The sequence below is a fragment of the Piscinibacter defluvii genome, from assembly GCF_004011805.1.
Lineage (GTDB): Bacteria > Pseudomonadota > Gammaproteobacteria > Burkholderiales > Burkholderiaceae_C > Piscinibacter > Piscinibacter defluvii.
In genome coordinates this window covers 76550-102981 of the sequence record NZ_RCHJ01000006.1, presented here as the reverse complement: position 1 = coordinate 102981, position 26432 = coordinate 76550, and the positions used below count along the sequence as shown (strand labels likewise).

The following is a 26432-nucleotide window of genomic DNA, read 5'->3' as shown; positions in this document are numbered from 1 at the left end:
GCAGCGGCCGAGACGGTTTCGAGACCGTGCCGAGACGACTTCCGGCGGCCGTGCACCGACAGTGCCGGCTCGCTGCGGCGCACCGCGCGCCGTGGCCCCGAACCCCTGGAGAGACGTCGTGACGACACTTCACCTTGCCCTGCAGCGCCTCGCCGCTGCGGCCGCCCGCCAGGCGGCGCGCGCTGCCGCGCTGGCCGCGCTGCTCGTGCTGTCCGCCTGCGGCGGTGGCGGCAACGGGACCCCTGCGCCCGCCCAGCCGGCGCCGAGCTCCGCGCTCGAGTGCGAGCGCCTCGCCTATCCCTGCGACTGGTCGCAGGTCGACGCCGCCATCGTCGCCGAGAGCAACCGCCTCGGCGGCGACGTCGCGGCCCGCCTCGACGCCGGCGGCGACACCGATGCCGCCGTCGCCTGGCTGAAGACCCAGGCCACGCTGGCCGAGGTCCAGCACGACGAACGCTCGATCCGTTTCCGCCTGCCCGGCGGCCGCGGCGTCTGGGTGCTGGCCGACGAAGGCCGGCCGCTCGCCCCGGCCGGCGCTGCCGCGCCCCTCGCCGCGCCGCGCAAGCAGGCCCAGGGCGTGATCCGCGCCGGCGCGACGCAGCGCAAGGCGCTGGTGCTGTCGCCGTTCCGCTGGCAGCACGAGACCTTCGCGGTCGACCATGTCGTCGCGCGCCTGGCGGCGATCGACGGCTACGACATCACGCTGCGCCAGAACAGCAGCGAGGACGAGCGCACCGTCTGGATCGACGACTACGCGAGCTTCGCCGACTACGACGTCGTGCACCTGTCCACGCACGGTGCCGAGCTGTGCCGCGACCGCGCCACCGGCCAGCGCATCGACCCCTGCCGCATCGGCATCGACGTCGGCGTCACGGTGCAGCCGGCCGACGACATCGCGGCCGCCGGCCACCCCGGCGTCGAGCTGTTCGTCACGCGCAAGGGGCACCGGCACCTCGCGGTGACGCCGGACTTCTTCCGCGCCGTCTACCCGCAGGGGCTGGACCGGAGGCTCGTCTTCATCGACGCCTGCCTCGGCGGCGACCCGACGCTGATGGCCTCGCTGGGCGGCAGCAGCGGCGTGACGCTCGGCTTCTCGAACGTCGTGTATGCCGAGTTCGCGCAGGGCGTGGGCGATGCACTGTACGAGCTGCTCGGCCGCGGCCTCTCGGTGCAGGAGGCGATGGCGCGCCTGGGTGATTCGCTCGCGCAGGAAGACGGCACGCGGCTCGTCTCGAACCAGCGCGACATCCGCCTGCGCGACCTGCTCGGCGTGCGAGACCTGACCGGCGGCGAGCTGCTCGCCGATGGCGGCGCGGTCGATGCCCTCTCGCGCCCCGGCGACGGCCAGCCCGACCGGCTGCGTCTGGCGCTGCAGGTCGACGGCCTGACGCCGGATCGGCTCGACGGTGTGGCGCTGCGCGTCTCGCGCGACGGCAGCACGCTCGTGCAGCTGCCGCTGGCCGGCAGCGCGGTCGCGGACGGCGAGGACCGCCTGCGCTTCGAGTTCGAGCTGCCGCTGGGCACCGACACGCAGCCGGGCGAGACGCTGGCGCTGCGCTTCGCGCTCTCGCTGCCCGAGGGCGGCTTCACGGTGCTCGACGTCGCGCCCAAGGTGCAGGACCCGTCCGCGCTGCCGCGCGAGTGGCAGATGACGAGCACCACCATCGCCTACGGCGTCGGCTCGACGACGACGAAGATCGCCAACCTCGTCTGGGAGCTCGAGCCCGACGACGACCCGACACGCCGCTACCGCTACTACCGCGTCAAGGGCGGCACGCTGAGCGTCGCCTTCGATGGCGACCTCAACAACTGCCGCACGCAGTGGCAGGCGACGCTGACCATCCCGACCGGCGCCAGCAACCACTCGCTGAAGTTCGACACCGTGGCCGGCCTGTTCGACGGCTTCGCGAACGCCGCGGGCCAGGCGGTGCAGGCCACCGGCGTCTGCGCCGACGGCAGCACGCTGCCGATGACGACGAGCGCCGGCGGCGTCTACCTGATGGCCGACGACGTGCCGATCGCCGGCGGCGGCACGAGCGGCTTCAGCGGCGCCTACAACAGCGGCGCGCAGCTGCCGACCCTCATCGAGTACAGCTTCACGCCGCTGCGCTGATGGAGGCCGCCGCCACCTTCCTGCAGGGCCTGGCGCTCTCGCTCGCGACCATCGCCGCGCTGGGCCCGCAGAACCTGCACGTGCTGCGCACCGGGCTCGCGCGGCGCCATGTGGGCGCCACCGTCGCGCTGTGCATCGCGGGCGACGCGCTGCTGGTCGGCGGCGCGCTGGCCGGCGCGGCCGATGCGCTGGGGCGCATCGACGCGCTCGCGCCCTCGCTCGCCGGCATCGCCGCGCTGGTGCTGGCGGGTTTCGCGTGGCGGGCCTTCGGCGATGCGCGCCGGCCGCCGGCGTTGACGGACGCGCCGGGCCCGGCCCGCGGGCCGGCGCTGCGCCGCTCGCTGGCCGAGACCGCGGCGGTGACCTTCGGCAACCCGGCGGTCTGGATCGACACGCTGCTGCTCGTCGGCGCCACCGGGGCGGCATTGCCGGCCGAGCTGCGCCCGGCCTTCGGCGCCGGCGCGCTGGCCGGCTCGGGGCTGTGGTTCTGCGGCCTGGCCTATGGCGCGCGGCTCGCGTCGGCCTGGCTCGCGCGGCCGGCGGCCTGGCGCGTGATCTCGCTCGCGAGTGCGGCCGTGATGGCGGCCATGTCGCTCGGCTGGGCGGTCGAGTTCCAGTCCGCCATGGTGACGGCCACCGGCGGGTGACGAGGGTGTCGGGATGCCTGGCACGCCCGGGTCTGCTGCATCCGATCCGCGGGGATCGGCGTAGTGCTGCCTGTCATCCACCCGACCCGCAGGAGTCCCGCATGTTCACCCCCGACCTCGCCGCGCGCCGCGGCTTCCTCACCCGTTCCAGCCGGCTCACGCTCTCGGCGGCAGCCGTCGGCCTGCTGGCGGGCACACGCGCTGCCCACGCGCAGGCCTCGATGTCGACGGAGGCCGATGTCGGCATCCTCAACGTGGCGCTGGGCCTGGAGCACGAGGCCATCAACGCCTACCAGCTCGGCGCCGGCAGCGGCCTGCTGCAGAAGCCGGTGCTCGAGGTGGCCGTGGCCTTCCAGTCGCACCACAAGGCACACCGCGACGCGCTGATCGCCACCATCCGCACGCTGGGCGGCCAGCCGGTGGCCGAGAAGCCGCTCGACGAGTACGCCAAGGCCTTGAACGCGGCCACGCTGAAGAGCCAGGCCGACGTGCTGATGCTCGCCGCGAAGCTCGAGCTCGGTGCGACCAACGCCTACCTCGGCGTGATCCCCTCGTTCAAGGACAACAAGCTCGGCCAGGTTGCCGCGCGGCTGGCCGCCGACGAGACGATGCACTGGACCGCGCTGTCGCAGGCGTTGGGCAAGATGCTGCCGGCCGGCGCGTTGAGCTTCGGGGCCTGACATGCGCGCCGTGCTGCCGGCGGCCGCGCTGGTGGCGGCCTTGCTCGCCGACACCGCCCGGGCCGGCGCCGACGCGCAGCGCGGCCAGCAGGCCTACGAGGCCCGCTGCGCCGGCTGCCACTCGGTGGACGCCGACCGCATCGGCCCGCGGCACGCCGGCCTCCTCGGCCGCCCGGCGGGCAGCGTCGCCGGCTTCGACTACAGCGACGCGCTGCGCCGCAGCGGCATCACCTGGGATGCCGCGCTGCTCGAGCGCTGGCTCGCCGACCCGGAGGCCCTGGTGCCGGGGCAGCGCATGGGCTACCGGCTCGGCGATGCGCAGGCCCGGGCGGACATCGTGGCTTACCTGGTGTCGCTGTCGCCGGGCCGCTGAGCAGGCCGCGGGCCGGGCGACAATCGTGTCGGGTCCACCCACCCGACCCCGGGGTCCGTGCCGATGAAGCGCTTGACGATGTCTCTCGACGACGAACTGGCCGACGCGTTCGAGGCGCTGGTCCGGGCACGCGGCTACGAGAACCGGTCCGAGGCATTCCGCGACCTGCTGCGGCAGGACCTGGGCAACGTCAGGCTGCGCGACCGGCCCGACGAGCCCTGCGTGGCGACGCTGAGCTACGTCTACAACCACCACCAGCGCCAGCTGGCCCTGCGGCTGACCGACCTGCAGCACGATCACCACGAGCTGACGGTGTCGACCACCCACGCCCACCTCGACCACGACCACTGCATCGAGACCGTGATCCTGCGCGGCAGGACGGCCCAGGTGCGTGCCTTCGCCGAGTCGGTCATCGCCCAGCCGGGCGTGAGCCACGGCAACCTGCACCTGGTGCCCATGGCCGTGCGGCACGCCCACGGACATGCACACCTCGCGCCGGCGACGGCCCGTCCGGCCGAGCCCGCCGGGCGCGCCGGCAGGCGGCCGCCGCGCGCCTGACGCCGGCGCACTGCGGCCAGTGCGCTTGCCATTCGGCCACCCGGCCGGCAGCGGCCCTTGCAGGGGTTGACCCGGCACCGCATGCGATCTCCCGGCTGCTTGAGCCAGCGCAGCGGCCGGCATGCTTCTTGTATGAAACTTTCAGATCCATTCATACACGCTGCCGCGCCCGACCATGCACGACCTGCCTGCCGACTGGGGTGCCTTGTGTGCCCTGGTGTTCCTCCTGGGCCTGCGCCATGGTCTGGACGCCGATCACCTGGCGGCGATCGACGGGCTCACCCGGCTCGGCGGCCGTCGCGGGCAGTGGCACACGCGTTACTGCGGGGCCCTGTTCTCGCTCGGCCATGGCGTGGTGGTGCTGTCGATCGCGCTGCTGGCCGGCGCGCTCGGCGCCAGAGGGGTGCCGCCGGCCTGGTTCGAAGCGCTCGGCGGCGGCATCTCGATCGGCTTCCTGCTGCTCCTCGGCGCGGTCAACCTGCACGCCGTGCTGCGGGCGCCGCCGCACGCAGCCGTGCCGCTCGTCGGCGTGCGCGGTCGGCTGGTCGAGCGCCTGCTGGGGCGCGCGGAGAAGTCCACCGGCCCGCTGGCCGTGATGGGCATCGGCTCGCTGTTCGCGCTCTCCTTCGACACGCTCAGCCAGTCGGCCCTGTTCGCCGTGATGGCCGTGCAGTTCGGTGGTGCCGCCCACGCGCTGGCGCTCGGCCTGCTCTTCGTGCTCGGCATGCTGGTGAGCGACGGCGCCAACGGCTGGTGGATCTCGCGCCTGATCAGCCGCACCGACCGCCTGGCCGTGGTGGCCTCGCGGACGATGACACTGGCCGTGGCCTGCGTGAGCCTGCTGGTCGCCGCGATCGGCATCGGCCGCATGGCCTCGGCGTGGATCGACGGCCTGCTCGACGGCCGTGAACTGGCCATCGGCCTGTCGGTGGTCGCGCTGATCGGGTCGAGCTACCTCGTGGCGTGCCGCGCCGGGTTGGCGCGGGCGGCCGCGGCCGCGCAGTCCTGATCGGGCCGCATCCGAGACCGCGGCGGCCGCGTAAGCGGATCCACGCCACCTTCACACCGATCCGCCGCTGGGAGGCCGCATGCGATCCACGCCGATTCACGTCCGGTGCCGATACCGTCCGATCGCCCTCGCGGCGGTCCTGTTGCTCGCCGGCCATGCCGCCTCGGGGCAGGCGCCCGGCACCGGCCCGGGCGCCGCGCCGCCGACCACCGTCGCGGCCATCCAGCAGCTCGATCGCGTCGAGGTTGCCGGGCGCCACTACGACAACGCGGTCGGCAGCACCGATGCCGCGTCGCAGGGCACGATCCGCGCCGAGCTGTTGAAGAGCCGACCGGCGCTGCGGCCCGGCGAGGTGCTGGAGTTCGTGCCGGGGGTCATCGTCACGCAGCACTCGGGCGACGGCAAGGCCAATCAGTACTTCCTGCGCGGCTTCAACCTCGACCACGGCACCGACTTCGCGACCTTCGTCAACGGCCTGCCGGTCAACCTGCCCACGCACGGCCACGGCCAGGGCTACTCGGACCTGAACTTCCTGATTCCCGAACTGGTCGACCGCATCGAGTACCGCAAGGGCCCGTACTTCGCGCAGACGGGCGACTTCTCGGCCGCGGGCTCGGCCGACATCCTCTACCGCACCACGCTGGACGAGCCGCTCGCCGCGCTCACGCTCGGGCAGCGGAAGTACCAGCGCCTGGTCGGCGCAGGATCGAGCGAGCTCGGCCAGGGGCTGAAGCTGCTGGGCGCCGTCGAGCTGCTGCACAACGACGGGCCCTGGACCGTTCCCGAGCAGCTGCGCAAGGCCAACGCGGTGCTCACGCTCAGCGACGGTTCGCGCGCGGAGGGCTGGAGCACCAGCCTGATGGCCTACGACGCGACGTGGACCTCGACCGACCAGATCCCCCAACGCGCCATCGAGGCCGGCTTCGATCGCTTCGGGTCGCTGGACCCGACCGACGGGGGCAACACGCGGCGCAGCAGCCTGTCCGGCGAATGGCACCGCCGCACCGACACCGGCGCCACCAAGGTGGCGGCCTACGCGATCGACTACCGGCTCAGGCTGTTCTCCAACTTCACCTATGCGCTGGAGCGCCCGGCCACCGGCGACCAGTTCTCGCAGCAGGACGAGCGCACCGTGTTCGGCCTCGGTGCCAGCCACGCGGTCGACCACACCCTCGGCGGCCTGCCGGCACGCAGCGAGGTCGGCCTGCAGCTGCGGCACGACCGCATCCGCGTCGGCCTGTTCGACACCCAGGCACGCCAGACCATCGGCACGACACGCGACGACAAGGTGCGGCAGACGCTGCTGGGCGTCTACGGCCAGACCGCGGTCGAACTGGCGCCGTGGCTGCGCGGCATCGTCGGGCTGCGTGCCGACCAGGCGCGCTTCAAGGTGAACAGCCTCGCCGACAGCGCGAACTCCGGCGCGTCCTCCGACCACCTGCTGTCGCCCAAGCTGTCGCTGATCCTCGGGCCCTGGGACAAGACCGAGTGGTTCGTCAACGCCGGCCGCGGCTTCCACAGCAACGATGCACGCGGCACGACGGCGACGGTGGACCCGAAGACCGGCGACCCGGTCGACAAGGTCGCGGGCCTGGTGGCGGCACGCGGCATGGAGCTGGGGATGCGCACCGAGTGGTTCACCGGCCTGCAGAGCTCGCTCGCGCTGTGGAAGCTCGACGTCGACTCCGAGCTCGTCTACGTCGGCGATGCCGGCGCGACCGAGGCGAACCGCCCCAGCACGCGCCGAGGCGTCGAGTGGAACAACCGCTACGTGCCGCGGCCGTGGCTGCTGGTGGACGCCGACCTGGCGTGGACGCGCGCCCGCTTCGCGGATGCGAGCCCGGCCGGCAACCGCATCCCGAACGCGGTGGACAGGGTGGCCTCGGTCGCGGTCACGGCGCGTGAGCTCGGCCCCTGGTCGGCCTGCATCCAGTGGCGCTACCTGGGCTCGGGTGCGCTGATCGAGGACAACAGCGTGCGTTCGTCCTCCTCGCTCACGACCAACCTGCGCCTCGGCCGCCGGCTCACGCCCAAGGCCGAGCTGACGCTCGATGTCTTCAACCTCTTCGACCGCCGGGTCAACGACATCGAGTACTTCTACGAGTCGCAGTTGCCGGGCGAGGCGGCGCCGGTGGCCGACAAGCACGTGCACCCGGCCGAGCCGCGCACGATCCGGCTGATGCTGCAACTCGGCTTCTAGGGCGTCCGCGGCGCGCAGTCACAATCGGCCCCGTCCCTGGTCCCGCCCCGACCGCCGCGCATGTTCACCCTGATCCGCCTGACCGTGCGCCGTGCCCGGCAGGAGCGGCTGCCACAGGTGGCCGGCAGCCTCACCTTCACCACGCTGCTGGCGGCGGTGCCGCTGGTGGCGGTGGGGTTCGCGCTGTTCACGCGCTTCCCGGCCTTCGAGCGCTTCGCCGCGGCACTGGAGAAGCACCTGCTCGGCAGCCTGCTCCCACCCGACATCGCACGCACCGTGCTGGTCCACCTGCACCGCTTCGCCGCCAACGCGGCCGAACTCACCTGGCTGGGCTCGCTGTTCCTGCTCGGCACCGCGCTCGCGATGCTGCTGACGATCGAGAACGCGCTCAACCAGATCTGGGCCGTGCGGCGCCCGCGCCCGTGGCTGCGGCGCGTCGGCCTGTACCTGCTGGTGCTGCTGGCGGCGCCGCCGCTGCTGGGCGTGATGCTGTGGGCCAGCTCCTACCTGCTCGGCGTCTCGATGGGCTGGCTCGGGCCGCTGCCGCCGTCGGCGCGTTTCGTGCTGGACCTGGGGCCGGCGCTGATCACCTTCGCCGGGCTGTCGGCGCTGTTTCGCTACGTGCCGAACACCCGCGTGCGCTGGCGCGACGCGCTGCTCGGGGCGCTGCTGGCCAGCGCGGCGCTCGAGCTCGGCAAGCGCGGCTTCGCGGCCTACCTGCTCAGGCTGCCGACCTACCGGGCCGTGTACGGCGCCTTCGCGGTGATCCCGCTGTTCCTGCTGTGGGCCTACTTCTCCTGGCTGGTCACGCTCGGGGCGGCGCTGATCACCGCCAACCTGCCGCGCCAGGGCTGACACGCCGGCACAAAGAAAAAGGCCCGGCGCCTGCGCGCCGGGCCTTCAGGGTCGTCTCGGACCGCGTCAGATCGCGCGGATGCGCGAGGCCTGCGGGCCCTTCAGGCCCTGGGTCACCTCGAACTCCACGCGCTGGTTCTCGGCCAGGGTCTTGAAGCCCGTGCCCTGGATTTCCTTGAAGTGGGCGAACAGGTCCTTGCCGCCGTTGTCGGGGGCGATGAAGCCGAAGCCCTTGCCTTCGTTGAACCACTTCACGGTACCGGTTTCGATCGTCATGTTGTCTATCCTTGCTGGATGCGTTGAAAATATGCCCCAGCTGTCGCCGGTGCGGTTCAGCAGCCTCCTGACGTGGAGGCCGATGAATGGGTTGGACGCTGCGCTGTTCAACGGCGCGGCGTGCGGGTGGTCGGTGCGGGGCCGCGGCGCTCGAGGTGGCGGAACGTGATGCGGCCCTTGCTCAGGTCGTAGGGCGACATCTCCAGCGACACGTTGTCGCCGGCGAGGATGCGGATGTGGTGCTTGCGCATCTTGCCGCCGGTGTAGGCGATCAGCTTGTGCCCGTTCTCCAGCGTCACGCGGAAGCGTGAGTCCGGCAGGATCTCGTTGACGACGCCGTTCATCTCGATCAGTTCTTCCTTGGCCATGCGGTTTGATTCCTTCGGCGTGGTTGGGGGGCAACGACCGGCCTGCTCGCTGCGCCGGGCAGCAGCAACGTCGGCGATCACGCCGTGGGCCGTTCGGGTGGAGGGGCGCGCAGCCAGGGCGCGCAACGTTGGATGAACTCTGTCCGGCGGCTGGCCGGCAGGGTCGTTCGCCGCGGGCCAGGGGCAGCCAGATCGAGCGGACCGCCGGGGCGATCAGGGTGTCTGGCAGGGGATGGAGATCAACATCGGATCTCGGCGCCGCTGGGACTGCCTTCGACAAGCTTCGACAGGGCCGGCGAGCGCCAATGCGGCATTCTAACATCGCCCCGCGTTCCAGCCGAGCAGCTCGCGCAGCCGCGTCAGCACCCACCCGGCCTCCGCCTCGGACAGCAGCGAACCCGGCGCCTGCAGCCCGCGGCCGATGCGCTCGAGCACATCGTCCTCGTGCGCGCCGAGTTCGAAGCGCTTCGTGGTGGCCGTTTCCACCAGCATCTGCGCGAAGTCCTCGCACAGCTCGTAGCGCTCGGCGATGTGCGCGCGCGGCTCGGTCGGCCGCAGCCGGCCGGGCGGCACGAACAGGGCGATGAACGAGGGCGGGATGAGGATCTGGTTGTCGTCCGGCATGGCGCGGCAGGATAGCCGCGCCGCTGCCCCGGAGCCTCTCAGCGCGGCAGCGCCGTCGGCACGCGGTGCGTGCGGCAGAAGCGCGCCGTCACCTCGCGCTGCGCGTCGTCCAGCGCCTGCCATGCCGGTCCGGCCAGGTGCGCCGGCACGCCGCCGTAGAACGCCTCGGCCACGGCGCCGGCGATGCAGGCCAGGGTGTCCGAGTCGCCGCCGATCGAGATCGCGTTGCGCAGCGCATCCTCGACGTCGGTCGATTCGAGGAAGGCGCGGATCGCGTGCGGCACCGAGCCGGCGCAGGACAGGTCGAAGGCGTAGTCCGGGCGCACCCGGTCCAGCGGCACCGACAGGTCGTAGCCGAAGGCCGCCTCGACATGCGCCGCGATCGCGGCCTTCGTCGCACCGTGCCGGGCCAGGAACACCGCGCTGGCGGTGGCCTGCGCGCCGGCCACGGCGTCGGGGTGGTCGTGGGTCAGCACGGTGCAGTCGTGCGCGGCGCGCAGCACGTCGTCGAGCCGCTCGAAGGCCCAGCCGACCGGGGCGATGCGCATCGCCGCACCGTTGCTCGCGCTGCGCGGCGCCGGGCTGCCGGGCGGGGCGTTCACCCAGGCGAGGAAGGTCGGGCCAAAACCGGCCTGCGGGTAGCGGCGGTGGTGCGCGCGCAGCGTGGCCGCCAGGTCGGCCCCGCTCAGCAGCGCCTCGGCCAGCGCGATGGTGAGCACGCTGTCGTCGGTGCAGCGGCTGCCCGGCGCGAACAGCGCGAAGGCCTTGGTCTTCACGTTGGCCCGCTCGTAGACCGAGCCGAGCACGTCGCCTGCGATGGCGCCGAGCATGGCCTGATTCAGGTTCCGCAGAAGGTCTGGTAGCCCGCGGTGACGGCAGCCGGGGCCGGCTCGGCGTAACGCGCCAGCGCCGCCTCCTCGTCCCAGGGGCGGCGCAACGCGTCGAGCAGTTGCTCGAAGGGCGCCAGGTCGTCGTCGTTCGTCGCCGCGGCCAGCGCTTCCTCGACGCGGTGGTTGCGCGGGATGATCCACGGGCTGGCGCGCCGCATCGCTGTCGCGTCGTGCGGGCCGCGGGCGCGCCAGCGGGCAAGCCAGGGCTCGAGCGCGGCGGGCTCGGCGAACAGCGCGCGCAGCGGCGCGTCGTTGCCGTCGGCGGCGTCGGCCAGGCGGCGCCAGCCGAGCGTGAAGTCGACCGCCTGCGTGTGCAGCAGCGCGAGCCAGTCCTGCGCCAGCGCGGCGTCGGCCGCGTCGGCGCCGGCCAGGCCGAGCTTGCGGCGCTGGCCGTCCAGCAGCGCCGCCTCGAACCAGCCGGGGAAGGCGTCGATCACCTCGGTGGCCTGTGCCACGGCGTGCTGCATCGCCGCCTCGTCCTCCGAGTCGGCCAGCAGCGGCAGCAGCGTCTCGGCCAGGCGCGCCAGGTTCCAGCGCGCGATGCCGGGCTGGTTGCCGTAGGCATAGCGGCCGCCATGGTCGATGCTGCTGAACACCGCGGCCGGGTCGTAGGCCTCGATGAAGGCGCAGGGGCCGTAGTCGATCGTCTCGCCCGAGAGGGTCATGTTGTCGGTGTTCATCACGCCGTGGATGAAGCCGACGTTCAGCCACTGCGCGATCAGCACCGCCTGGCGCCGCGCCACCGCACGCAGCAGCGCGAGGTAGCGCTGCGGCGTGCCCGCGAGCCCGGGGTCGTGGCGCGCGATCGTGTAGTCGGCCAGGCGGCGCAGGCGCTCCAGGTCGCCGCGCGACGCGAAGTACTGGAAGGTGCCCACGCGCAGGTGGCTCGCGGCCACGCGGGTCAGCACCGCACCGGGCAGCGGCCGCTCGCGGTAGACCGGCTCGCCGGTGCCGGCCACCGCGAGCGCGCGCGTGGTCGGGATGCCGAGTGCGTGCATGGCCTCGCCGACCAGCACCTCGCGCAGCATCGGCCCGACGGCGGCCTTGCCGTCGCCGCCGCGCGAGAAGGGCGTGCGGCCCGAGCCCTTGAAGGCGATGTCGCGGCGCTGTCCGTGCCGGTCGATCAGCTCGCCGAGCAGCAGCGCGCGGCCGTCGCCGAGCTGCGGCGAGAAGCCGCCGAACTGGTGCCCGGCATAGGCCTGCGCGATCGGCTCGGCGCCCTCGGGCACGGCATTGCCGGCGAACAGCGCGGCGCCCTCCGGGCCGCGCAGCGCGGCCGCGTCCAGGCCCAGTTCGTCGGCCAGGGGCTCGTTCAGGTACAGCAGGCGCGGCGCCGGCGCCGGGGTCGGTTTCCACGGCACGTAGGCGCCGGGCAGCTCGCGTGCGTAGCTGTTGTCGAAGGCAAACGGAGGCATGCCGGCAGTGTGCCGGCAAATCGATCCCCCCGGCCGGCGCGCCGGATCAGGCGGCGACGCGCATCAGTCGCTCGAGCGCCGACATCGCGTCGGCGACGCGCTCGGACGGCACGAACAGGTGGTCGTGGTGGTATGCCGAGACGACGTTGACGGCGATGCCCTCGCCCGACAGCGCCGCGGTGATGCGCGCCAGGAAGCCCACCGCCTCGAGCGCAGAGTGGGCGGCCAGCGTGATCAGGCCCCACTCGGGCTGCAGGCGCAGGCCCTGCGCGGCGGCCCGCTCGCGCGGCACGATCGCGGTCAGGCCCTCGGTCTCGCGGAAGATGCAGATCGGCTCGAGCGCCGGCGGCACCGGTCCGTCGGTCACGCAGCAATAGACGTAGGTCTGCGCATCGAGCCGCGGCCCCGCCCGCCGCAGCAGCTCGCGCAGGTCGTGTTCGCCGCCTGCCGGCTGGTGCGGCAGCCCCAACGTGTCTGCTTGTGTCATCGGCCCATCATAGGCGCCGGCTCGCCGCCGGCGCGGCGCCGTGGCGGTCTGGCAGCAAAGCTAACCCAGGCCCAGATTCGCTAAAGCGAACCCTCCGAAGGTTGGAATGCGCGGGTCCGCCGCCCAGAATGGGTCGCACCACGGCAGTGGCCGGCGGAGGAGGCGCAAGATGCGAAAGGATTGCAGCTCGGCGGTGGCGCATGACCTGGCGCTGCTTCGGACCCAACTGGCCGGCATGCCGACCGGACCCGAGGACCTGGAGCGACGCGGCCGCTGGCGTCCGCTGCTGGACATCGCGCTGGACTGGAGCATCGTGCTGCTGGCCTGCCTGGCCGTGCTCGAGCTTGGCGCGTGGGCCGTGCCCGTGGCCCTGCTAGTGATCGGCTGGCGCCAGCGTGCGCTGGGGAACCTGCTGCACGAAGCCGGGCATGGCAACCTGCACCCGTCGCGCCGCGTCAACGACTGGCTCGCCCGCCTGGCCCTGGCCTGGCCCGGCTGCACCGACCTGAGCCGCTATCGGGTCGACCACTACGAGCACCACCGTCAGCTCGGCGACCGCCAGCGCGACCCTGACCTGCTGCCGCGCCGCGGCCAGCACGGTTGGCTGGCCCACCTGGCCGAATTCACGCTCGACCTGCGGCTGTGGTGGTCTGCGGCCAGCGGCGACCTGTTCGCGCGCCGCACCGGCCAGCGCGCCCGGGTGGCGATCCTGGCATGGTGGGCCGGCGCCGCGGGACTGGCGACGCTCAGCGTCGGCGAGGGCTTCGCGGCCGCGTTCGTCGCGCTCTGGTTCGCGGCACGGGCGACCACCTTCCACGTGCTGACGATGTTCCGCGAGATGTGCGACCACTTCGCCATGGAGCCCGACAGCATCGTGGGCTTCACGCGCGAATGCGTCGGCCGCGGGCCGCTCGCCTGGCTGATCCATCCGCACAACAACGGCTACCACCTGACCCACCACCTGCTGCCCTCGGTGCCGTACTACAACCTGCCGCGCGCACAGCACCTGCTGGCGCAACTCCCGATGTACCGGCACCACGGCCACGTCTACTCCACCTACCTGTTCGGCCGCGACTCGATCGTCGCGAGCATGGGTGCAGGAGCACGGGCATGAGCGCCCCGGGCACGGGCCGGCGCCTCGGGGCGCTGCAGGTGGCCGGGCTGCTGGTGTCGGCGAGCTACGGCATCGGCTTCCTGTTCGGCTCCGGCGAGATGGCGGTCGGGCAGGGCATGGCGGGCAGCCTCTACGGGCTGGCCACCGCCGCCGGCATGGCCCTTCTGGCCCTGCTGGCGCCGCGCCTGTGGGCCGGCGGCGAGCCGATCTGGGACCTGTTCGGACGCCGCTACGGCGCCCTGCTGAGCGACGCCGTGGCGCTGCTGTCGGTGGTGTGGATGGCCGGCGTGCTGGCCGCGCAGATCCATGGCGGCGTGGTGGTGATGAAGCTGCTGGGACTGCCCGCGTGGTCGGCGTTCGCGCTCGTGCTGGCGGCGATCTACGCGGCCTCGCGGCTCGCGCTGCACACCGCGTCGCGCGTGCTGCCGCTGTTCCTGGTGGCCGGCGGGCTGATCCTGGTGTGGACCCTCGTCGCCGACGGCGGTGCGCAGGTCTACGTGCAGGCGCCGGTGCGCCTGGTGGCCGATGCCGCGCCGCTCGGACCGGTGGCGCTCGGGGCGCTGGTGCTGGGCGTCGCCGCGCTGGTCGTGACCGGTGCCGACTACCACCAGTTCGTGCTGGCCGCCGCTCGGCCGCGCACCGCCGTGCTCGGCTGCCTGGGCGCCGCGCTGTTCCTCGCGCTGCTGGGCCCGCTGCCGGCGGCGGTGGTGGTCGCGCTGTCCGAGGCCGGGCAGCTCGCCGGCATCGACGACGCCAAGCAGGTGATCCCGCAGGCGCTCGCCGCGGCCACCGCCCGGCTGCTGCCGGGCCTGGACCGGCTGATGCTGCTGGTGCTGTCGTTCGCGGCGCTGGGCTCCGGCGCGGCGATCCTGCGCGCGATGACCAGCGCGCTGGGCGCTGCGACGGCGCGGCGCTTCGAGGTCGGCCCCGGGCCGCTCGCACTCGTCGCGCTGGGGGCCGGCAGCCTGCTCGCGCTGCGCGACCAGGGGATCGTGCAGACCATGGTGTCGATCAACCTCGTCTACATCGGCAGCGTGTCGGTGCTGTTCGCCGCCACACTGCTCGGCCGCGCGGCCGCACCGCGCCGCGCGCTGCTGTCGGTCACGCTGGGCTTCGCCGCCTCGTTTGCGGCCTACCTGGCGGCATGGCGCTGGCAGGCCGGTCCGGCCGGGGAGCTGTGGGTGCTCGGCGCCGGCCTGCTGGCCTCGGGGCTGGCGTGGCGGATCGATCTGCCCGCGTGCTTCAGCCCGCGTGCGCGGCTGCGCCGAGGTGCCGGTGCGCCGCCGCGCCGATGCGCGCCGTGATCTCGCGCGACAGGGGCGGCTCGTCCTCCCAGTGGTGCCAGTACAACGGTACCTGCACCTCGCGCTGCGGCGCCAGTGCGACCAGCTCAGCGCCGTCCTGGCCGGCCAGCTGCAGCACCGGCACCAGCCCGTAGCCGGCCCCGGTCCGCACCGCTTCGAGCAGGACGGCCGGCGAGGGCACGTAGTGGCGCGGGTAGCGCGCGATCCGGAAGCCGAACACCGACTCGAGGAAGGTGTCGTGCAGCGAGTCCTTGCGGTTGAACAGCAGGGCCGGTGCACCGAGCACGCTGGCGGTCGTGAAGCCGGCGGCGAAATGCTGGTCCGCGAAGGCGCGGCTGGCCACGCAGCGATAGGCCATGGTGCCCAGCGGATCGGCGACGAACCCGGTGGCCGGCCGCGCCTCGGACGTGATGCAGCCGATCACCTCGCCGCGCGCGAGGCGCTCCAGCGTGTGGTCCTGGTCGTCGGTGATCAGCTCGAGCGCCAGGCGCGGGTCGTGCAGCAGCGGCCACAGCGCCTCCGGGAACCAGGTCGCCAGCGAGTCCGCGTTCACCGAGATCGCCAGGCTGGCGCGGTTGCGCCCGTGTTCGTCGGGCACGAGCTCGCCGAGCACCGCCGCCTCGAGCAGCCGCAGCGCCTTCACGTGGCGCAGCAGCACCTCGCCGGCGGGCGTGGGCACCACGGGCCGGTCGCGCACCAGCAGCACCGACGAGACGGATTCCTCCAGCGCCTTGATGCGCTGCGACACCGCGCCGCGGGTCACGTTGAGCACGAGCGCCGCCCGCTCGAAGCTGCCGACGTCGACCACCGTCGCGAAGGTTTCCAGTTGCTCGCGGTTGAGCACGCGTGCTCCTCGTTCAGTGCGGTTGTCGCAGGGTCAAACAAGCTGCACGAGCGCCCCGCGGCGCACGGCGGCCCGTAGCATAGCCGTCAGCAGGGACCGGATCGCGAGGCGCGGAGTCCTGGGCAGTCAGGCAGAAGGAGCGACCATGAGTGAATCGATCCTGGTGGTGGACGACGATGCCGAGGTGCGCCAGCTGGTCAGCAGCTACCTGCGCCAGAACGGGCTGCGCGTGCAGGCCGTGCACGACGGCAGCGAGATGCGCCGCGTGCTCGAGAAGGAGCGCTGCGACCTGGTCGTGATGGACCTGATGCTGCCCGGCGAGGACGGCATCACGCTCAGCCGGCGGCTGCGCGAGAGCGCCGATCCGCCGCTGCCCGTGCTGATGCTCTCGGGTCGCTGCGACGAGGTCGATCGCGTGATCGGCCTGGAGGTTGGCGCCGACGACTACATGACCAAGCCCTTCGCGCCGCGCGAGCTGCTGGCGCGCATCCGGGCCGTGCTGCGGCGCAGTGCCGCGACCGCGAGCGCTCCGCGCGCGGCCGCCGGCGGCGGCAGCAGCGGCGGCGGAGCGATCGGACGCTACGTGGCCTTCGGCGACTGGCGGCTCGACCGCATCGAGCGCTGCCTGGTCGCGCGCGACGGCACGGTTTCGCAGATGACCGGGGCGGAGTACAGCCTGCTGTCCTACTTCGTCGAGCACCCGGGGCGCGTGCTGTCGCGCGACCAGCTGATGAACCGGCTGGTGGGCACCGGCCGGGCGTTGCTCGACCGCTCGATCGACCTGCGCATCAGCCGGCTGCGCCGCCTGCTCGGCGAGACGGCGCAGTCGCACTACATCAAGACCATCCGCAACGAGGGCTACGTGTTCTCGCGTGCGGTCGAGCATGCGCCGGCCTGAGGCAGTGCCGGCCGATGCCGGCGCCGCGCGCCGCCGGCCGGTGCACGAGGCGGTGGCGCTGGCGGCCGCGATCTCGCACGACCTGCAGGCGCCGATCACGCGGCTGCGCCTGCGTGCCGACCTGATCGCCGACCGCGGCCTGCGCGAGCACATCGTGGCCGATCTCGAGCGGGTCGCCGCGATGCTGCAGGAGCAGCTCGACTACGTGCGCAGCGGCCACCTGCGCGAGGCGCCGGTGCCGCTGGACCTGGCCGCGCTGGTGGAATCGGTGGCCGAGGGCCTGCTCGACCTCGGCCACCGTGTCGAGGTGCAGGGCTCGCTGCGCGGCCGCTACCGCGGCGCGCTGCGGGCGCTCGAGCGCGTGCTGCAGAACCTCGCGGTCAACGCCGTGGTGCACGGCGGCGGGGCCGCGGTGATGCGCATGAGCGAGGACGACGCGGCCGCCTGCATCCTCGTGCTCGACGAGGGCCCGGGCATCCCGCCGGCGATGCTGGAGCAGGTGTTCGAGCCGTTCTACCGCCTCGAGGAGGCGCGCAGCGGCGGCGGCTCCGGCCTCGGGCTGGCGATCGCGCGCAACCTGGCGCGTGCCCACGGCGGCGAGATCCGCCTGTCGAACCGGCCCGGCGGCGGGCTGCAGGCGCGCCTGACCGTGCCTCAGTCGCGCGGGCGCAGCGCCTGATCGAAGAAGTCCGCCATGTCGGCGGCCACCGTCGCGTGCACCTGCTCGCGGTCCAGCCCCCACGGGTCGCTGCAGAGTGAGCGTGCCACCAGCTTGCCCCAGGGCGAACAGGACGACAGGAACACGTAGTGCGTGCCACCGGGCACGCGCAGCAGGCCGGCCCCGCGCACCGCGCCGGCCACCGCCGCGGCGTTGTGCGCCGGCGGCGCCTGGTCATCGCGTTCGCCGACGGCCAGGCGCAGCGGCACGTCGATCGCCGCCAGGCTGGCCGGATCGAGCGCCGCCACCAGCGCCGGCGCCAGCGCATAGACGGCACGCACGCGCGCGTCGCGCCGGCTCTCGCCGGAGCGCTCCAGCGAGCGCCGCGCGGCCGGGTCGGCCTCCAGCGTGCGCGTCAGTTCGTCGAGCGTGAAGGGCGCCTCGGGCGGCGGGCGGCAGGCGGGGTCGTCCGGCCGGCCGGCGCAGAAGGCCTGCCAGCGCGGCCGGTCGGTGCGCGCGCCGGCCAGCAGCAGCGCGGTGTAGCCGCCCAGGGAAAAGCCCGCCGCACCGATGCGCGCGGGGTCGATGCGAGCGCCCAGCAGCGGATGGCCGGCGACGCGGTCCAGCACCAGCGACAGGTCGGCCGCACGCTCCCACCACAGCACGAAGCCCTGCGGCCGGTAGGACGACTCGGCGCCGGTGTTGCCATGGTGGTTCACCGCCGCGACCACGTAGCCGCGCGCCGCCAGCGCATGGGCCAGCCAGCCCAGCGACACGGCGCTGCCGCCGGTGCCGTGCGACAGCAGCACCAGCGGAAAGCGGCGCGGGCTGGCGGGCAGCGGCGCGTCGAAGGCGCTCTGGCCGGTGCGGAAGAACGCGACGCGCCATTCCTCCTGGCGCGTGCCGGGGGCGGCCGGGTACCAGAACGTCACCTCCACCGGGCGCTGTCCGGGGCTGCCCCAGGCCGGGCGTTGCGGGTCGGCGTACGAGCCGAAGGCGACGCCCACGGGCGCCGTGCTGCCGGCCGGGCCGCAGCCGGCCAGCGCGGCCAGCGCGAGCATTGGGGCGACGAGTCGGGTCAGCGTCATTCGGGCATTGTCAGGCCGGCGCGCCGCAGGTGTCGCCGAGCCTGTGTCCGGCCGCACGTGCGCGTTCGACCAGGCGCGCCGGCACGCCCACCGCGGTGGCGTGTTCCGGCACGTCGCGCAGCACCACACTGCCGGCGCCGACGCGGGCGCCGGCGCCGATGCGCACGTTGCCCAGTACCTTCGCGCCGGCGCACAGCAGCACGCCGGCGCCGATCTTCGGGTGCCGGTCGCCCGATTCCTTGCCGGTGCCGCCGAGCGTCACGTCCTGCAGCATCGAGACATCCTCGCCGATCACGCAGGTCTCGCCGATCACGACGCCAGTGGCGTGGTCGATGAACAGGCCGGCGCCGATGCGCGCTGCCGGGTGGATGTCCACCGCCCAGACCTGCGACACGCGGCTCTGCAGCCGGCGCGCGAGCGCGTGGCGCCCGTCGACCCACAGGCGGTGGGCGATGCGGTGCGCCTGCAACGCCTGGAAGCCCTTGTGGTTCAGGAACGGGTCGACCAGCTCGTCGGTCGCCGGGTCGCGCTCGAGCGCCGCGTGCAGGTCGCGCCAGGCGTGGGCGACCAGTTCGGGCGCAGCGGCCAGCACTTCGTCGAACAGTCCGTGCAGCGCGGCAGCGGCCAGGCCCTGGCCGGCCAGCGGCGGTGCCAGCAACTGCGCGAGCGCCGGGCCGAGCGAGCGGTGGCGCAGCACGGTCGCCTCCAGCAGCGGGCGCAGCAGCGGCTCGCGGGCGGCGCTGCGCTCGGCCTCCGCCCGCATCCGCAGCCACGGCACGGCCGCCGGGCAGGCGGTCTCGGCGAGTGCGGGCAATCCCCGTGCGCCACTCATGGACGCAGGTAGACAAAACCCTCCTGCGCCTGCAGCCGGGCCGCCTCCGCGACGCCCGAGGGCACCAGCGTGGCGCGCGGCGAGAGCTTCTCGCGCGCGATCTTGCGCAGCGTCAGCGTGTTGGTGCAGACGAGGAAGCGCACGCCGCGCCGGCCCAGCTCGTCGACGCTCGGGGCGAACGGCGATCCGTCGGCGGTCTCGGCGCCCTCGAGCAGGAAGTCGACGCCGGTGCCGTTGGCGACCACGGCGATCTCGGCCAGCGGGTCGGCCTCGAGGTGGTTGCGGATGTTGACCAGCGCGCGCTGCGCCTGCGGGCGGCCGTCGTTCAGGTGGTAGATCGCCTTGACGACGTCGCCCGCCAGCGCGGGCAGCGCGGCGGCACTCAGCAGCACCGCGAGCAGCAGCGGTTTGGGCAGGGTCATGGAACTCTCCTTCGGGCGGGTGCGGCGTCCGCACGCCGCAGGCGGCCCACCGGCGGCGGGCTGGGACCATTGCAGCAGCGCCACGTGTCGTGCTTGCGGCCCTGAACGGCGTCTACGCGTCGATTCTTGTCGCAAGCCGCGCCGATGTATCAGTCGCTCTCCGCGGTGGCCCGCGCGGGGGGCGCTTCCTAGAATGAATCGCGCGGCCCGGGGCAGCGTCGTCCACGGGCGGTCCCGACGGGAGGCCCGATGAGACGTTCCGAACCCCGTGGCCCGGCCGCGGCCCTGCTGGCCGCGCTCGGCCTGGCTGCCGCCCTTGCGCAGGCGGCGCCGTCCGAGGGCGACCCGGCCGGGCGCCTCGCCCGCCTCGGGCACGACAAGCATGCCGAGCTGGTGCGCCGCGGCCACGCGATCTTCACCGACACGCCGCGCCATGCGCGGCGCTACAGCGGCAACCGGCTGAGCTGCGGCAACTGCCACCTCGGCGCCGGCACGCGGCCGCAGGCCGCCCCGATGTGGGCCGCCTGGGGCGAGTACCCGGCGTTCAGCGCCAAGAACGACCGCGTCGTCAGCTTCGAGGAGCGCGTGCAGGACTGCTTCCGCTACAGCCTGAACGGCTTCGCGCCGCCGCTGGACAGCGAGGAGCTGCGCGCGCTGGTCGCCTACGCCCAATGGCTGGCGCGCGGCGTGACGGTCGGCGCCAACCCGCCCGGGCGCGGCTTCCCGACCATCGCACGCACCGGCGCCGACCCGAACCCGCTGCGCGGGCGCGACCTGTACACGCAGCGCTGCGCCGCCTGCCATGGTGCGCAGGGCGACGGGCGCGTGACCGACGAGCCGGCCGCGCGCGTGCCGCCGCTGTGGGGCCTGCACAGCTTCAACCGCGGGGCCGGGCTGCAGCGGCTGGACCTGATGGCCGGCTTCCTGAAGGCCAACATGCCGCTCGGCAACCCGGACCTGTCGGACCAGGACGCGCTGGACATCGCCGCCTGGATCGGCCTGCAGGAGCGCTGGCCGGATCCACGCAAGGGCCTGCTGCGCGGCCTGGTAGAGCCATGAAGCGGCTGCGCGCGGCCTGGCACGACCCGGCCCGGCGCGCCGACGCGCAGGCCGCCTGGGCCTCCGCGCTGATCATGCTGCCGCAGGCCGTCGTGCTGGCCGCGCTGGCCGGCCTGCCGCCCGAGGCCGGCATCTACGCCTCGGTGTTCGCGGTGGCGGCCTGCTCGCTGACCGGGCGCTGCGCGGGCGTGCTGTCGGGCCCGAACACCGCGGTGGCGGTGCTGGTCGCCGCCACGCTGGTGCCGCTGGCGGCGCCGCAGAGCACGGACTACCAGCGCCTCGCGCTCCTGCTGGCGCTGCTGGCCGGGCTGATGCAGCTCGGCTTCGCGGCCCTGCGCCTCGGGCGCGTGCTGCAGCTGATGCCGCCGTTCGTCGTGCACGGCGTCACCGGCGGGGTCGGCCTGATCCTCGTCACCAGCCAGTGCGGCGCGCTGCTCGGCGTGCTCGGTGTGGCCGGCGAGGCGCCGTGGGTTGCGCTGTGGCGGCTACCCGAGGCGCTGACCCGCGCCAGCGGCTGGGCCGCACTGGTGGGCACGGCCACGCTGGCCGGCGGGCTGCTCGCGCCGCACCTGGCCGCGCTGCGCCGCGTGCCCGCGCTGGTGGTGGCCCTGCTGGCCGGCTGCCTGTGCAGCGCGGCGCTCGACCTGCTGGTGGGCAGCGCACGCGCCGACGTCGAGCGCGTCGGCCACCTGTCGCTGCACTGGCTGCCGCTGTCGTGGCCTGGCCTCGCCGCCGGCGAGCTGTACCTGCTGCGGCCGCTGCTGCTCGGCGCGCTGGGCATCGCCTTCGTCGGCGTGATGCAGACGCTGATCATCGTGCAGGCGGCGCCGCCGGACGGCACGCAGCCCTCGCCCGACCGCGAGATCGTCGCGCAGGCAGCCGGCAACCTGGTGGCCGCCTTCACGAGTGCGATGCCCGGGTCGGGCTCGTTCAACCGTAGTGCCGCGCACGTGGCCGCCGGGGCGCGCAGCCGCGGCGCCGGTGCCGGCTCGGCGCTGGTGCTGCTGGTGCTGGGCTTCGCCGCCGCGCCGCTGGCCGCACGCATCCCGGTGGCGGCGCTGGCCGGCACGCTGATGCTCATCGGCGTGGACATGCTGCGCTCGGTGTGGCGGCGCCAGATCGCCGGCCGCAGTCTGCGCGCCTGGTGGAGCGTCGCGGCGGTGGCGCTGGCGGCGCTGGCCGGCGGACTGCAGACCGCACTCGTGTCCGGGCTGCTGCTCGCCGGCGCGCTCGCGCTGCGGCGGCGTGCGCAGCTGCGCAGCGCCGCGCAGCTGGTCGCGCTGCGCAGCGCGCCGCGCTCGCCGCGTGCGGCCGACACCGCGCGCGCGGCCTGATTCGATACAGCCGCGCAGGCTTCGACACAAAACAGCTCCCTTTCTGCCGGACTGCCGGCGAAGGACGACGAACTCGGCTGCTGTACTGCTCCCCATGGACGCGGCCCGCACGGGCCGACCGACGACGAGGAGCAAGGCATGAGCGAAGACACCGGGGGCGCCGCGCGGCTGCGCGGCGTGGTCAAGGACTACGGCCGCGGCGCGGCCGCCGTGCAGGCGCTGCGCGGCATCGACCTGGACATCGAGCCGGGCTCGTTCACCGTCGTGCGCGGCCGCTCGGGCAGCGGCAAGAGCACGCTGCTGAACCTGCTGGGCTGCATCGACACCGCCAGTGCGGGCACGGTGCGCATCCTCGGCGAGGACACCGCGGCGCTGGACGACGCGCAGCGCACGCGGCTGCGCGCCACCCGCATCGGCTTCGTGTTCCAGTCCTTCAGCCTGGTGCCGGTGCTCAGCGCGCTGGAGAACGTCGAGTACCCGCTGCAGCTGTGCGAGCCCGACGCCCGCATGCGCCGCGAGCGCGCCCGCGCGGCGCTCGCCGCCGTCGGCCTGGCCGACCAGGCGCAGCGCCGGCCCGGCGAGCTCTCCGGCGGGCAGCGCCAGCGCGTCGCGGTCGCGCGTGCGCTGGTCAAGCAGCCCGCCCTGGTGCTGGCCGACGAGCCGACCGCCAACCTCGACAGCGGCACCGGCGCCGCGTTGATCGCACTGATGCGGCGCATGCAGCGCGACAGCGGGACGACCTTCGTGCTCTCGTCGCACGACCCGCAGCTGATCGCCGATGCCGACCGCTGCGTCGACCTCGCCGACGGATGCCTGCAGCACGCCGCCGGAGGCCGCGCATGAACACCCTGGTGCTCGCCTGGCGCAACGTGCGCCGCAACGGCCGGCGATCGTTGCTGACGCTGATCGCGCTGCTGGCCGGCAGCCTGGGCGTGCTGCTGTTCGGCGGCTACGTCAACGACACGATCCACGGCCTGCAGACCTCCACCGTGCGCACGCACGGCCACCTGCAGGTGGTGGCGCGCGGCTACCTCGAGTTCGGCCGCGGCAACCCCGGGCGCTATTCGATCCGCGACCCGCAGGCGCTGATCGAGCGCATCCGCGGCGACGCGGTGCTTGCGCCGATGGTGCGCCTGGCCACGCCGGTGCTGGATGTCGAAGGCGTGGCCGGCCACTACGCGGCGCATGCGTCGGCCAACTTCGTCGGCCAGGGCGTGGTGCCGGCCGAGCGGCGCGAGCAGCTCGCCTGGGACGGCTTCGGGATCGGCATCCCGCCCAGCCCGACGGCGTTGAGCGACCACGAGCCGGCGGCCGGCACGATCGGCGTCGGCCTCGCGCAGCTGCTCTCGCTGTGCGACGCGCTGGCGCTGCGCGACTGCCGCCGTCAGGCGCTGCCGGTCACGCTGGCCTCGGCCGAGCGCGTGCCCGACGACGTGGCCTCGCTGGCCGAGCTCGCGGCGGGCGGCGCGCCGGCCGCTCCGGCCGAGGCGGCCGCGGTCGAGCTGCTCGCGGCCTCGCCGGCCGGGCTGCCGAACGTGGTGCGCATGAAGGTGCTGCAGGCCGAGCGCCAGGGCATCCGGCAGGTCGACAGCATGTACGTCGCGATGCCGCTGGAGCTGTCGCAGCGCCTGGTGTTCGGGCCCGGCGCCAAGGCGGTCTCGGCGATCGTCGTGCAGCTGCAGCACACCGACCAGCTCGACGCCGCTCGCGAACGGCTGCGGCAGCTCGCCGGCACCGGCGCGCAGGCGCTCGAGGTGCTGGACTTCCACGAGCTCAGCCCGGTGTACGACCAGATCATCGCCAACTACGCGACGATCTTCCAGTTCATCGCGATGCTGATGGCGGTGGTCACGCTGGCGGCGGTGGCCGGCGCGGTCAACATGGCGGTCAGTGAGCGCACCGCCGAGATCGGCACGCTGCGATCGCTGGGCTTCCAGCGCGGCACGATCCGTCAGGTCTTCCTGCTCGAGGGCACGCTGCTCGGCCTGGGCGGCACGCTGGCCGGCACGCTGCTGGCGTTCGCGGCCTCGGTGGCGATCAACGTCTCGGGCCTGAGCTGGACGCCGCCCGGGCGCTCGGAGCCGATCCCGATCTTCGTCGACATCGCATCGGCCCCGTTGCTGGTGCTGGCCACCGTGCTCGGACTGACGCTGATCGCCGCGCTGTCGGCCTGGCGGCCGGCGCAGCGCGCCGCCCGCATGGAAGTCGCGGAGGCGCTGCGCCATGCGTGACGACCAACCGATCCGCGGCCGCTGCGCGGCCGCTGCGCTGGCCCTGGCCCTGCTGGCCACCGCCGGGGCCTCCCGCGCCGCCGACGATGCCGCGGCCGTGCTGGCCGAGGCCGACGCCGTGCGCAACCCGCGCGGCAGCTTCTCGGTCAACGTGCGGCTGACCGAGTACCGCAACGGCGAGCTCAACGACAGCTCGTCGCTGACGATCTACTCGCGCCCGGCCGCGCTGGCCGGGCAGTACGCCAACCTGGCCCGCTACACGCGGCCCGCCACCGAGGCCGGCAAGCTGCTGCTGCGCAACGGCGCCGACCTGTGGTTCTTCGATCCGGAGAGCAAGGCCAGCGTGCGCATCTCGGCGCAGGCACGCCTGCTCGGCCAGGCCTCCAACGGCGACGTGCTGAGCACCAACCTGGGCTCGGACTTCGTGCCCGAGCTGGTGGGCCGCGAGCCGGTCGAGGACGACACCCGCACGCCGCGCGACGCGCTGCGCCTGCGCCTGGCCGGGCGCCACGAGCAGGCCGGCTACGCGGCGATCGACTTCTGGGTCGATGCGCGCAACCGGCGGCCCATCAAGGCGCAGTTCCGCTCCGCCGAGGGCCGCCTGCTGAAGACGGCCTTCTACCGCCGCTACCAGGAAGAACTCGGCGCGCAGCGCCCGACCGAGACGGTGATCGTCGATGGCCTGGACACGAGCTGGATCACCGTCATCCGCATGGACGGCTACCAGGCGCGCGAGGTGCCGCAGGCCTGGCTGCAGCGCGACTACCTGCCCCGCTTCACCGGCGATGAACGCTGAGCTGCACCGCCAACTGCGCCGCGTGCCGCGCCTGGCCGCCGGCGCGTTGCTGGCCGGCGCCGCCGCGCTGGCCGTGGCGGCGCCGCAGGATCCGCCGCTGCCCGACCTGCCGCCGGTCGAGGAGACCGCGCCGGACGACGACGCACCCGCCGCGCCGGCCGCGCCGCGCGGCATCGAATGGCAGCTGTGGTGGCAGCATCTGGCCGACCGCGTGTTCGTGCCCGGATTGCCCGCCAGCGCCGGCACCGACCTCGCCCGGGCCGCGCTCGACCTGCGCCTGCAGTGGGACCTCGCGCCCGACTGGCGCGCCGCGTGGTCGAGCCGGCTCGAACTGGTGCACGCGTGGCGGGAAGACCCGGGCGCGGTGGACCGCGAGCAGGACCTGCACAGCCTGCGCGAGGCCTGGCTGAGCTGGCGGCGCGACCGCGCTGAGCGCTCGACCTTCGTCGACCTCGGGCGCATCAACGTGCGGCTCGGCTCGGCCAGCGGCTTCAACCCGACCGACGTGTTCAAGACCGGCGCGGCGCGGGCGGTCAGCAATGCCGATCCGCGCGCGCTGCGGCTGGACCGGCTCGGCGTGGTGATGCTGCGGCTGCAGCGGGTCGCCCCGTCGGGCAGCCTGACGCTGGCGCTGGCGCCGCGGCTGTCGCGCCGCGAGGGCATCGACGAGCGGGTCTTCGCGCTCGCGCTGGAACGCACCAACGGCAGCGCCGCGGCGCTGCTGAAGTGGTCGCCGCAGTGGAGCGAGTCGGTGTCGGTGGACGGCACGCTGTTCCAGCGCGAGGGCGGCGAGCCGCAGCTCGGGCTGAGCGGCAGCTGGCTGGCCAGCCGCTCGGTGGTGCTGTATGCCGAGTGGGCCGGCGGGCGCCGCGTCGGCCTGGTCGGGCCGGACGAGGCCACGCCGGCGCCGTCCTGGCGGCACCGGCTGACGGCCGGCGGCACCTACACCGCGCCGGCCGGCTGGGAGCTCGGCGCCGAGCTGCAGCACGCCGGAGACGCGCTCTCGCGCGACGCCTGGCAGCGCTGGCGCGAGGCCGGCACCGGCGCGGACGCGCTGCGCCTGGCGCAGCTCGCACAGCAACGTGCCTACGAGCGCGAGCCGCTCGTGCGCACGGGGCTGTTCGTGCGCGCCGCCTGGCGCCGCGCCTTCGACCTGCCGTCGCTGAACCTGGGCGGCTACCTGCAGGCCAACGGCTACGACCGCAGCCGGCTCTGGCAGCTGCGCGCCGACTGGCGGCTCGACCGCCGCTGGACGCTCACCGGCCTGGTCGGCGCCGCCGACGGCGCGGCCGGCACCGAGTTCGGCACCTACAACCCGCGCCGCCACCTGTCGGTGGTGCTGGCGTACCTCCACTGA

General features: G+C 74.0%; 28 protein-coding genes. 18 read left to right on the top strand and 10 right to left on the bottom strand.

Annotated elements, in window-relative coordinates; translation table 11 throughout:
* Nucleotides 1-118 precede the first annotated feature (118 nt).
* From D9C15_RS18185 to D9C15_RS18150, 8 genes are all read left to right on the top strand, one after another.
* On the top strand, nt 119-2113 hold the full coding sequence (locus D9C15_RS18185; protein ID WP_127999851.1) for a hypothetical protein: 1995 nt from the start codon (nt 119-121) through the stop codon (nt 2111-2113).
* Complete coding sequence (locus tag D9C15_RS18180; protein WP_127999849.1) at nt 2113-2760, top strand: LysE/ArgO family amino acid transporter; 648 nt, start codon at nt 2113-2115, stop codon at nt 2758-2760. The genes D9C15_RS18185 and D9C15_RS18180 overlap by 1 nt, the downstream gene beginning before the upstream one ends.
* A gap of 101 nt (nt 2761-2861) precedes the next feature.
* The gene (locus tag D9C15_RS18175; protein ID WP_127999847.1) at nt 2862-3440 is read left to right on the top strand and encodes a ferritin-like domain-containing protein; all 579 of its coding nucleotides are present in this window, start codon (nt 2862-2864) and stop codon (nt 3438-3440) included.
* Between the two features lies 1 nt (nt 3441).
* The gene (locus D9C15_RS18170; RefSeq protein ID WP_127999845.1) at nt 3442-3813 is read left to right on the top strand and encodes a c-type cytochrome; all 372 of its coding nucleotides are present in this window, start codon (nt 3442-3444) and stop codon (nt 3811-3813) included.
* A gap of 63 nt (nt 3814-3876) precedes the next feature.
* Nucleotides 3877-4371: a nickel-responsive transcriptional regulator NikR gene (gene nikR / locus D9C15_RS18165; RefSeq protein WP_127999843.1), complete on the top strand. Its 495-nt coding sequence runs from the start codon at nt 3877-3879 to the stop codon at nt 4369-4371.
* Between the two features lie 175 nt (nt 4372-4546).
* The gene (locus tag D9C15_RS18160) at nt 4547-5380 is read left to right on the top strand and encodes a HoxN/HupN/NixA family nickel/cobalt transporter (protein ID WP_127999841.1); all 834 of its coding nucleotides are present in this window, start codon (nt 4547-4549) and stop codon (nt 5378-5380) included.
* A 142-nt stretch (nt 5381-5522) separates the two neighbouring features.
* Nucleotides 5523-7580 (top strand): TonB-dependent receptor, encoded by a 2058-nt coding sequence (locus D9C15_RS18155; protein WP_310734486.1) that lies wholly within the window; start codon nt 5523-5525, stop codon nt 7578-7580.
* A 60-nt stretch (nt 7581-7640) separates the two neighbouring features.
* Nucleotides 7641-8435 (top strand): YihY family inner membrane protein, encoded by a 795-nt coding sequence (locus D9C15_RS18150; protein WP_127999837.1) that lies wholly within the window; start codon nt 7641-7643, stop codon nt 8433-8435.
* 66 nt (nt 8436-8501) lie between these two features.
* Here D9C15_RS18150 and D9C15_RS18145 read toward each other — a convergent pair whose 3' ends face one another.
* The 6 genes from D9C15_RS18145 to D9C15_RS18120 form a co-directional block, all read right to left on the bottom strand.
* On the bottom strand, nt 8502-8711 hold the full coding sequence (locus D9C15_RS18145) for a cold-shock protein (protein ID WP_127999835.1): 210 nt from the start codon (nt 8709-8711) through the stop codon (nt 8502-8504).
* Between the two features lie 107 nt (nt 8712-8818).
* Entirely contained in the window at nt 8819-9079 is a 261-nt protein-coding gene (gene infA / locus D9C15_RS18140; RefSeq protein WP_127999833.1) for a translation initiation factor IF-1, read from the bottom strand.
* Nucleotides 9080-9394: 315 nt separating this feature from the next.
* The gene (locus D9C15_RS18135; protein ID WP_127999831.1) at nt 9395-9703 is read right to left on the bottom strand and encodes an ATPase with chaperone activity; all 309 of its coding nucleotides are present in this window, start codon (nt 9701-9703) and stop codon (nt 9395-9397) included.
* A 38-nt stretch (nt 9704-9741) separates the two neighbouring features.
* Nucleotides 9742-10533, bottom strand: a complete 792-nt coding sequence (locus D9C15_RS18130; RefSeq protein WP_127999829.1) for an ADP-ribosylglycohydrolase family protein — start codon at nt 10531-10533, stop codon at nt 9742-9744.
* Nucleotides 10534-10541: 8 nt separating this feature from the next.
* The gene (locus tag D9C15_RS18125) at nt 10542-12008 is read right to left on the bottom strand and encodes a protein adenylyltransferase SelO (RefSeq protein WP_127999827.1); all 1467 of its coding nucleotides are present in this window, start codon (nt 12006-12008) and stop codon (nt 10542-10544) included.
* Between the two features lie 46 nt (nt 12009-12054).
* Nucleotides 12055-12495 carry an ACT domain-containing protein gene (locus tag D9C15_RS18120; protein WP_127999825.1) on the bottom strand — a complete coding sequence of 147 codons (441 nt, stop codon included), beginning with the start codon at nt 12493-12495 and terminating at the stop codon, nt 12055-12057.
* 169 nt (nt 12496-12664) lie between these two features.
* Between D9C15_RS18120 and D9C15_RS18115 the strand changes: the two genes are divergently transcribed.
* Nucleotides 12665-13609: a fatty acid desaturase family protein gene (locus D9C15_RS18115; protein ID WP_164886767.1), complete on the top strand. Its 945-nt coding sequence runs from the start codon at nt 12665-12667 to the stop codon at nt 13607-13609.
* On the top strand, nt 13606-14913 hold the full coding sequence (locus tag D9C15_RS18110; RefSeq protein WP_127999821.1) for an SLC5/6 family protein: 1308 nt from the start codon (nt 13606-13608) through the stop codon (nt 14911-14913). The genes D9C15_RS18115 and D9C15_RS18110 overlap by 4 nt, the downstream gene beginning before the upstream one ends.
* On the opposite strand, the gene D9C15_RS18105 is transcribed toward D9C15_RS18110, so the two are convergent.
* On the bottom strand, nt 14852-15757 hold the full coding sequence (locus D9C15_RS18105) for an HTH-type transcriptional regulator ArgP (RefSeq protein ID WP_127999819.1): 906 nt from the start codon (nt 15755-15757) through the stop codon (nt 14852-14854). The two genes, D9C15_RS18110 and D9C15_RS18105, sit on opposite strands and share 62 nt — an antisense overlap.
* A 145-nt stretch (nt 15758-15902) precedes the next feature.
* On the opposite strand from D9C15_RS18105, the gene D9C15_RS18100 reads away from it, so the two are divergent.
* Together D9C15_RS18100 and D9C15_RS18095 are read left to right on the top strand one after the other, a co-directional pair.
* On the top strand, nt 15903-16655 hold the full coding sequence (locus tag D9C15_RS18100) for a response regulator (RefSeq protein ID WP_127999817.1): 753 nt from the start codon (nt 15903-15905) through the stop codon (nt 16653-16655).
* Complete coding sequence (locus tag D9C15_RS18095; protein WP_127999815.1) at nt 16642-17334, top strand: sensor histidine kinase; 693 nt, start codon at nt 16642-16644, stop codon at nt 17332-17334. Before D9C15_RS18100 ends, D9C15_RS18095 begins: the two co-directional genes overlap by 14 nt.
* On the opposite strand, the gene D9C15_RS18090 is transcribed toward D9C15_RS18095, so the two are convergent.
* From D9C15_RS18090 to D9C15_RS18080, 3 genes are read right to left on the bottom strand one after another with little or no spacing between them, the layout of a single operon-like run.
* The gene (locus D9C15_RS18090) at nt 17310-18401 is read right to left on the bottom strand and encodes an alpha/beta hydrolase family protein (protein WP_127999813.1); all 1092 of its coding nucleotides are present in this window, start codon (nt 18399-18401) and stop codon (nt 17310-17312) included. The two genes, D9C15_RS18095 and D9C15_RS18090, sit on opposite strands and share 25 nt — an antisense overlap.
* A gap of 10 nt (nt 18402-18411) precedes the next feature.
* The gene (gene cysE / locus D9C15_RS18085; RefSeq protein WP_205854837.1) at nt 18412-19215 is read right to left on the bottom strand and encodes a serine O-acetyltransferase; all 804 of its coding nucleotides are present in this window, start codon (nt 19213-19215) and stop codon (nt 18412-18414) included.
* A gap of 14 nt (nt 19216-19229) precedes the next feature.
* Nucleotides 19230-19655: a DsrE family protein gene (locus tag D9C15_RS18080; protein ID WP_205854836.1), complete on the bottom strand. Its 426-nt coding sequence runs from the start codon at nt 19653-19655 to the stop codon at nt 19230-19232.
* Nucleotides 19656-19904: 249 nt separating this feature from the next.
* Here D9C15_RS18080 and D9C15_RS18075 point away from each other — a divergent pair, with 249 nt between their 5' ends.
* From D9C15_RS18075 to D9C15_RS18050, 6 genes are all read left to right on the top strand, one after another.
* Nucleotides 19905-20714 (top strand): c-type cytochrome, encoded by an 810-nt coding sequence (locus tag D9C15_RS18075; protein WP_127999809.1) that lies wholly within the window; start codon nt 19905-19907, stop codon nt 20712-20714.
* Nucleotides 20711-22048 (top strand): SulP family inorganic anion transporter, encoded by a 1338-nt coding sequence (locus tag D9C15_RS18070; RefSeq protein ID WP_127999807.1) that lies wholly within the window; start codon nt 20711-20713, stop codon nt 22046-22048. The genes D9C15_RS18075 and D9C15_RS18070 overlap by 4 nt, the downstream gene beginning before the upstream one ends.
* 138 nt (nt 22049-22186) lie before the next feature.
* Nucleotides 22187-22891: an ABC transporter ATP-binding protein gene (locus tag D9C15_RS18065; protein WP_127999805.1), complete on the top strand. Its 705-nt coding sequence runs from the start codon at nt 22187-22189 to the stop codon at nt 22889-22891.
* Nucleotides 22888-24279, top strand: a complete 1392-nt coding sequence (locus tag D9C15_RS18060; RefSeq protein ID WP_127999804.1) for an ABC transporter permease — start codon at nt 22888-22890, stop codon at nt 24277-24279. The genes D9C15_RS18065 and D9C15_RS18060 overlap by 4 nt, the downstream gene beginning before the upstream one ends.
* Nucleotides 24272-25075 carry an outer membrane lipoprotein-sorting protein gene (locus D9C15_RS18055; RefSeq protein ID WP_127999802.1) on the top strand — a complete coding sequence of 268 codons (804 nt, stop codon included), beginning with the start codon at nt 24272-24274 and terminating at the stop codon, nt 25073-25075. Before D9C15_RS18060 ends, D9C15_RS18055 begins: the two co-directional genes overlap by 8 nt.
* Nucleotides 25065-26432, top strand: a complete 1368-nt coding sequence (locus D9C15_RS18050; RefSeq protein WP_127999800.1) for a hypothetical protein — start codon at nt 25065-25067, stop codon at nt 26430-26432. The genes D9C15_RS18055 and D9C15_RS18050 overlap by 11 nt, the downstream gene beginning before the upstream one ends.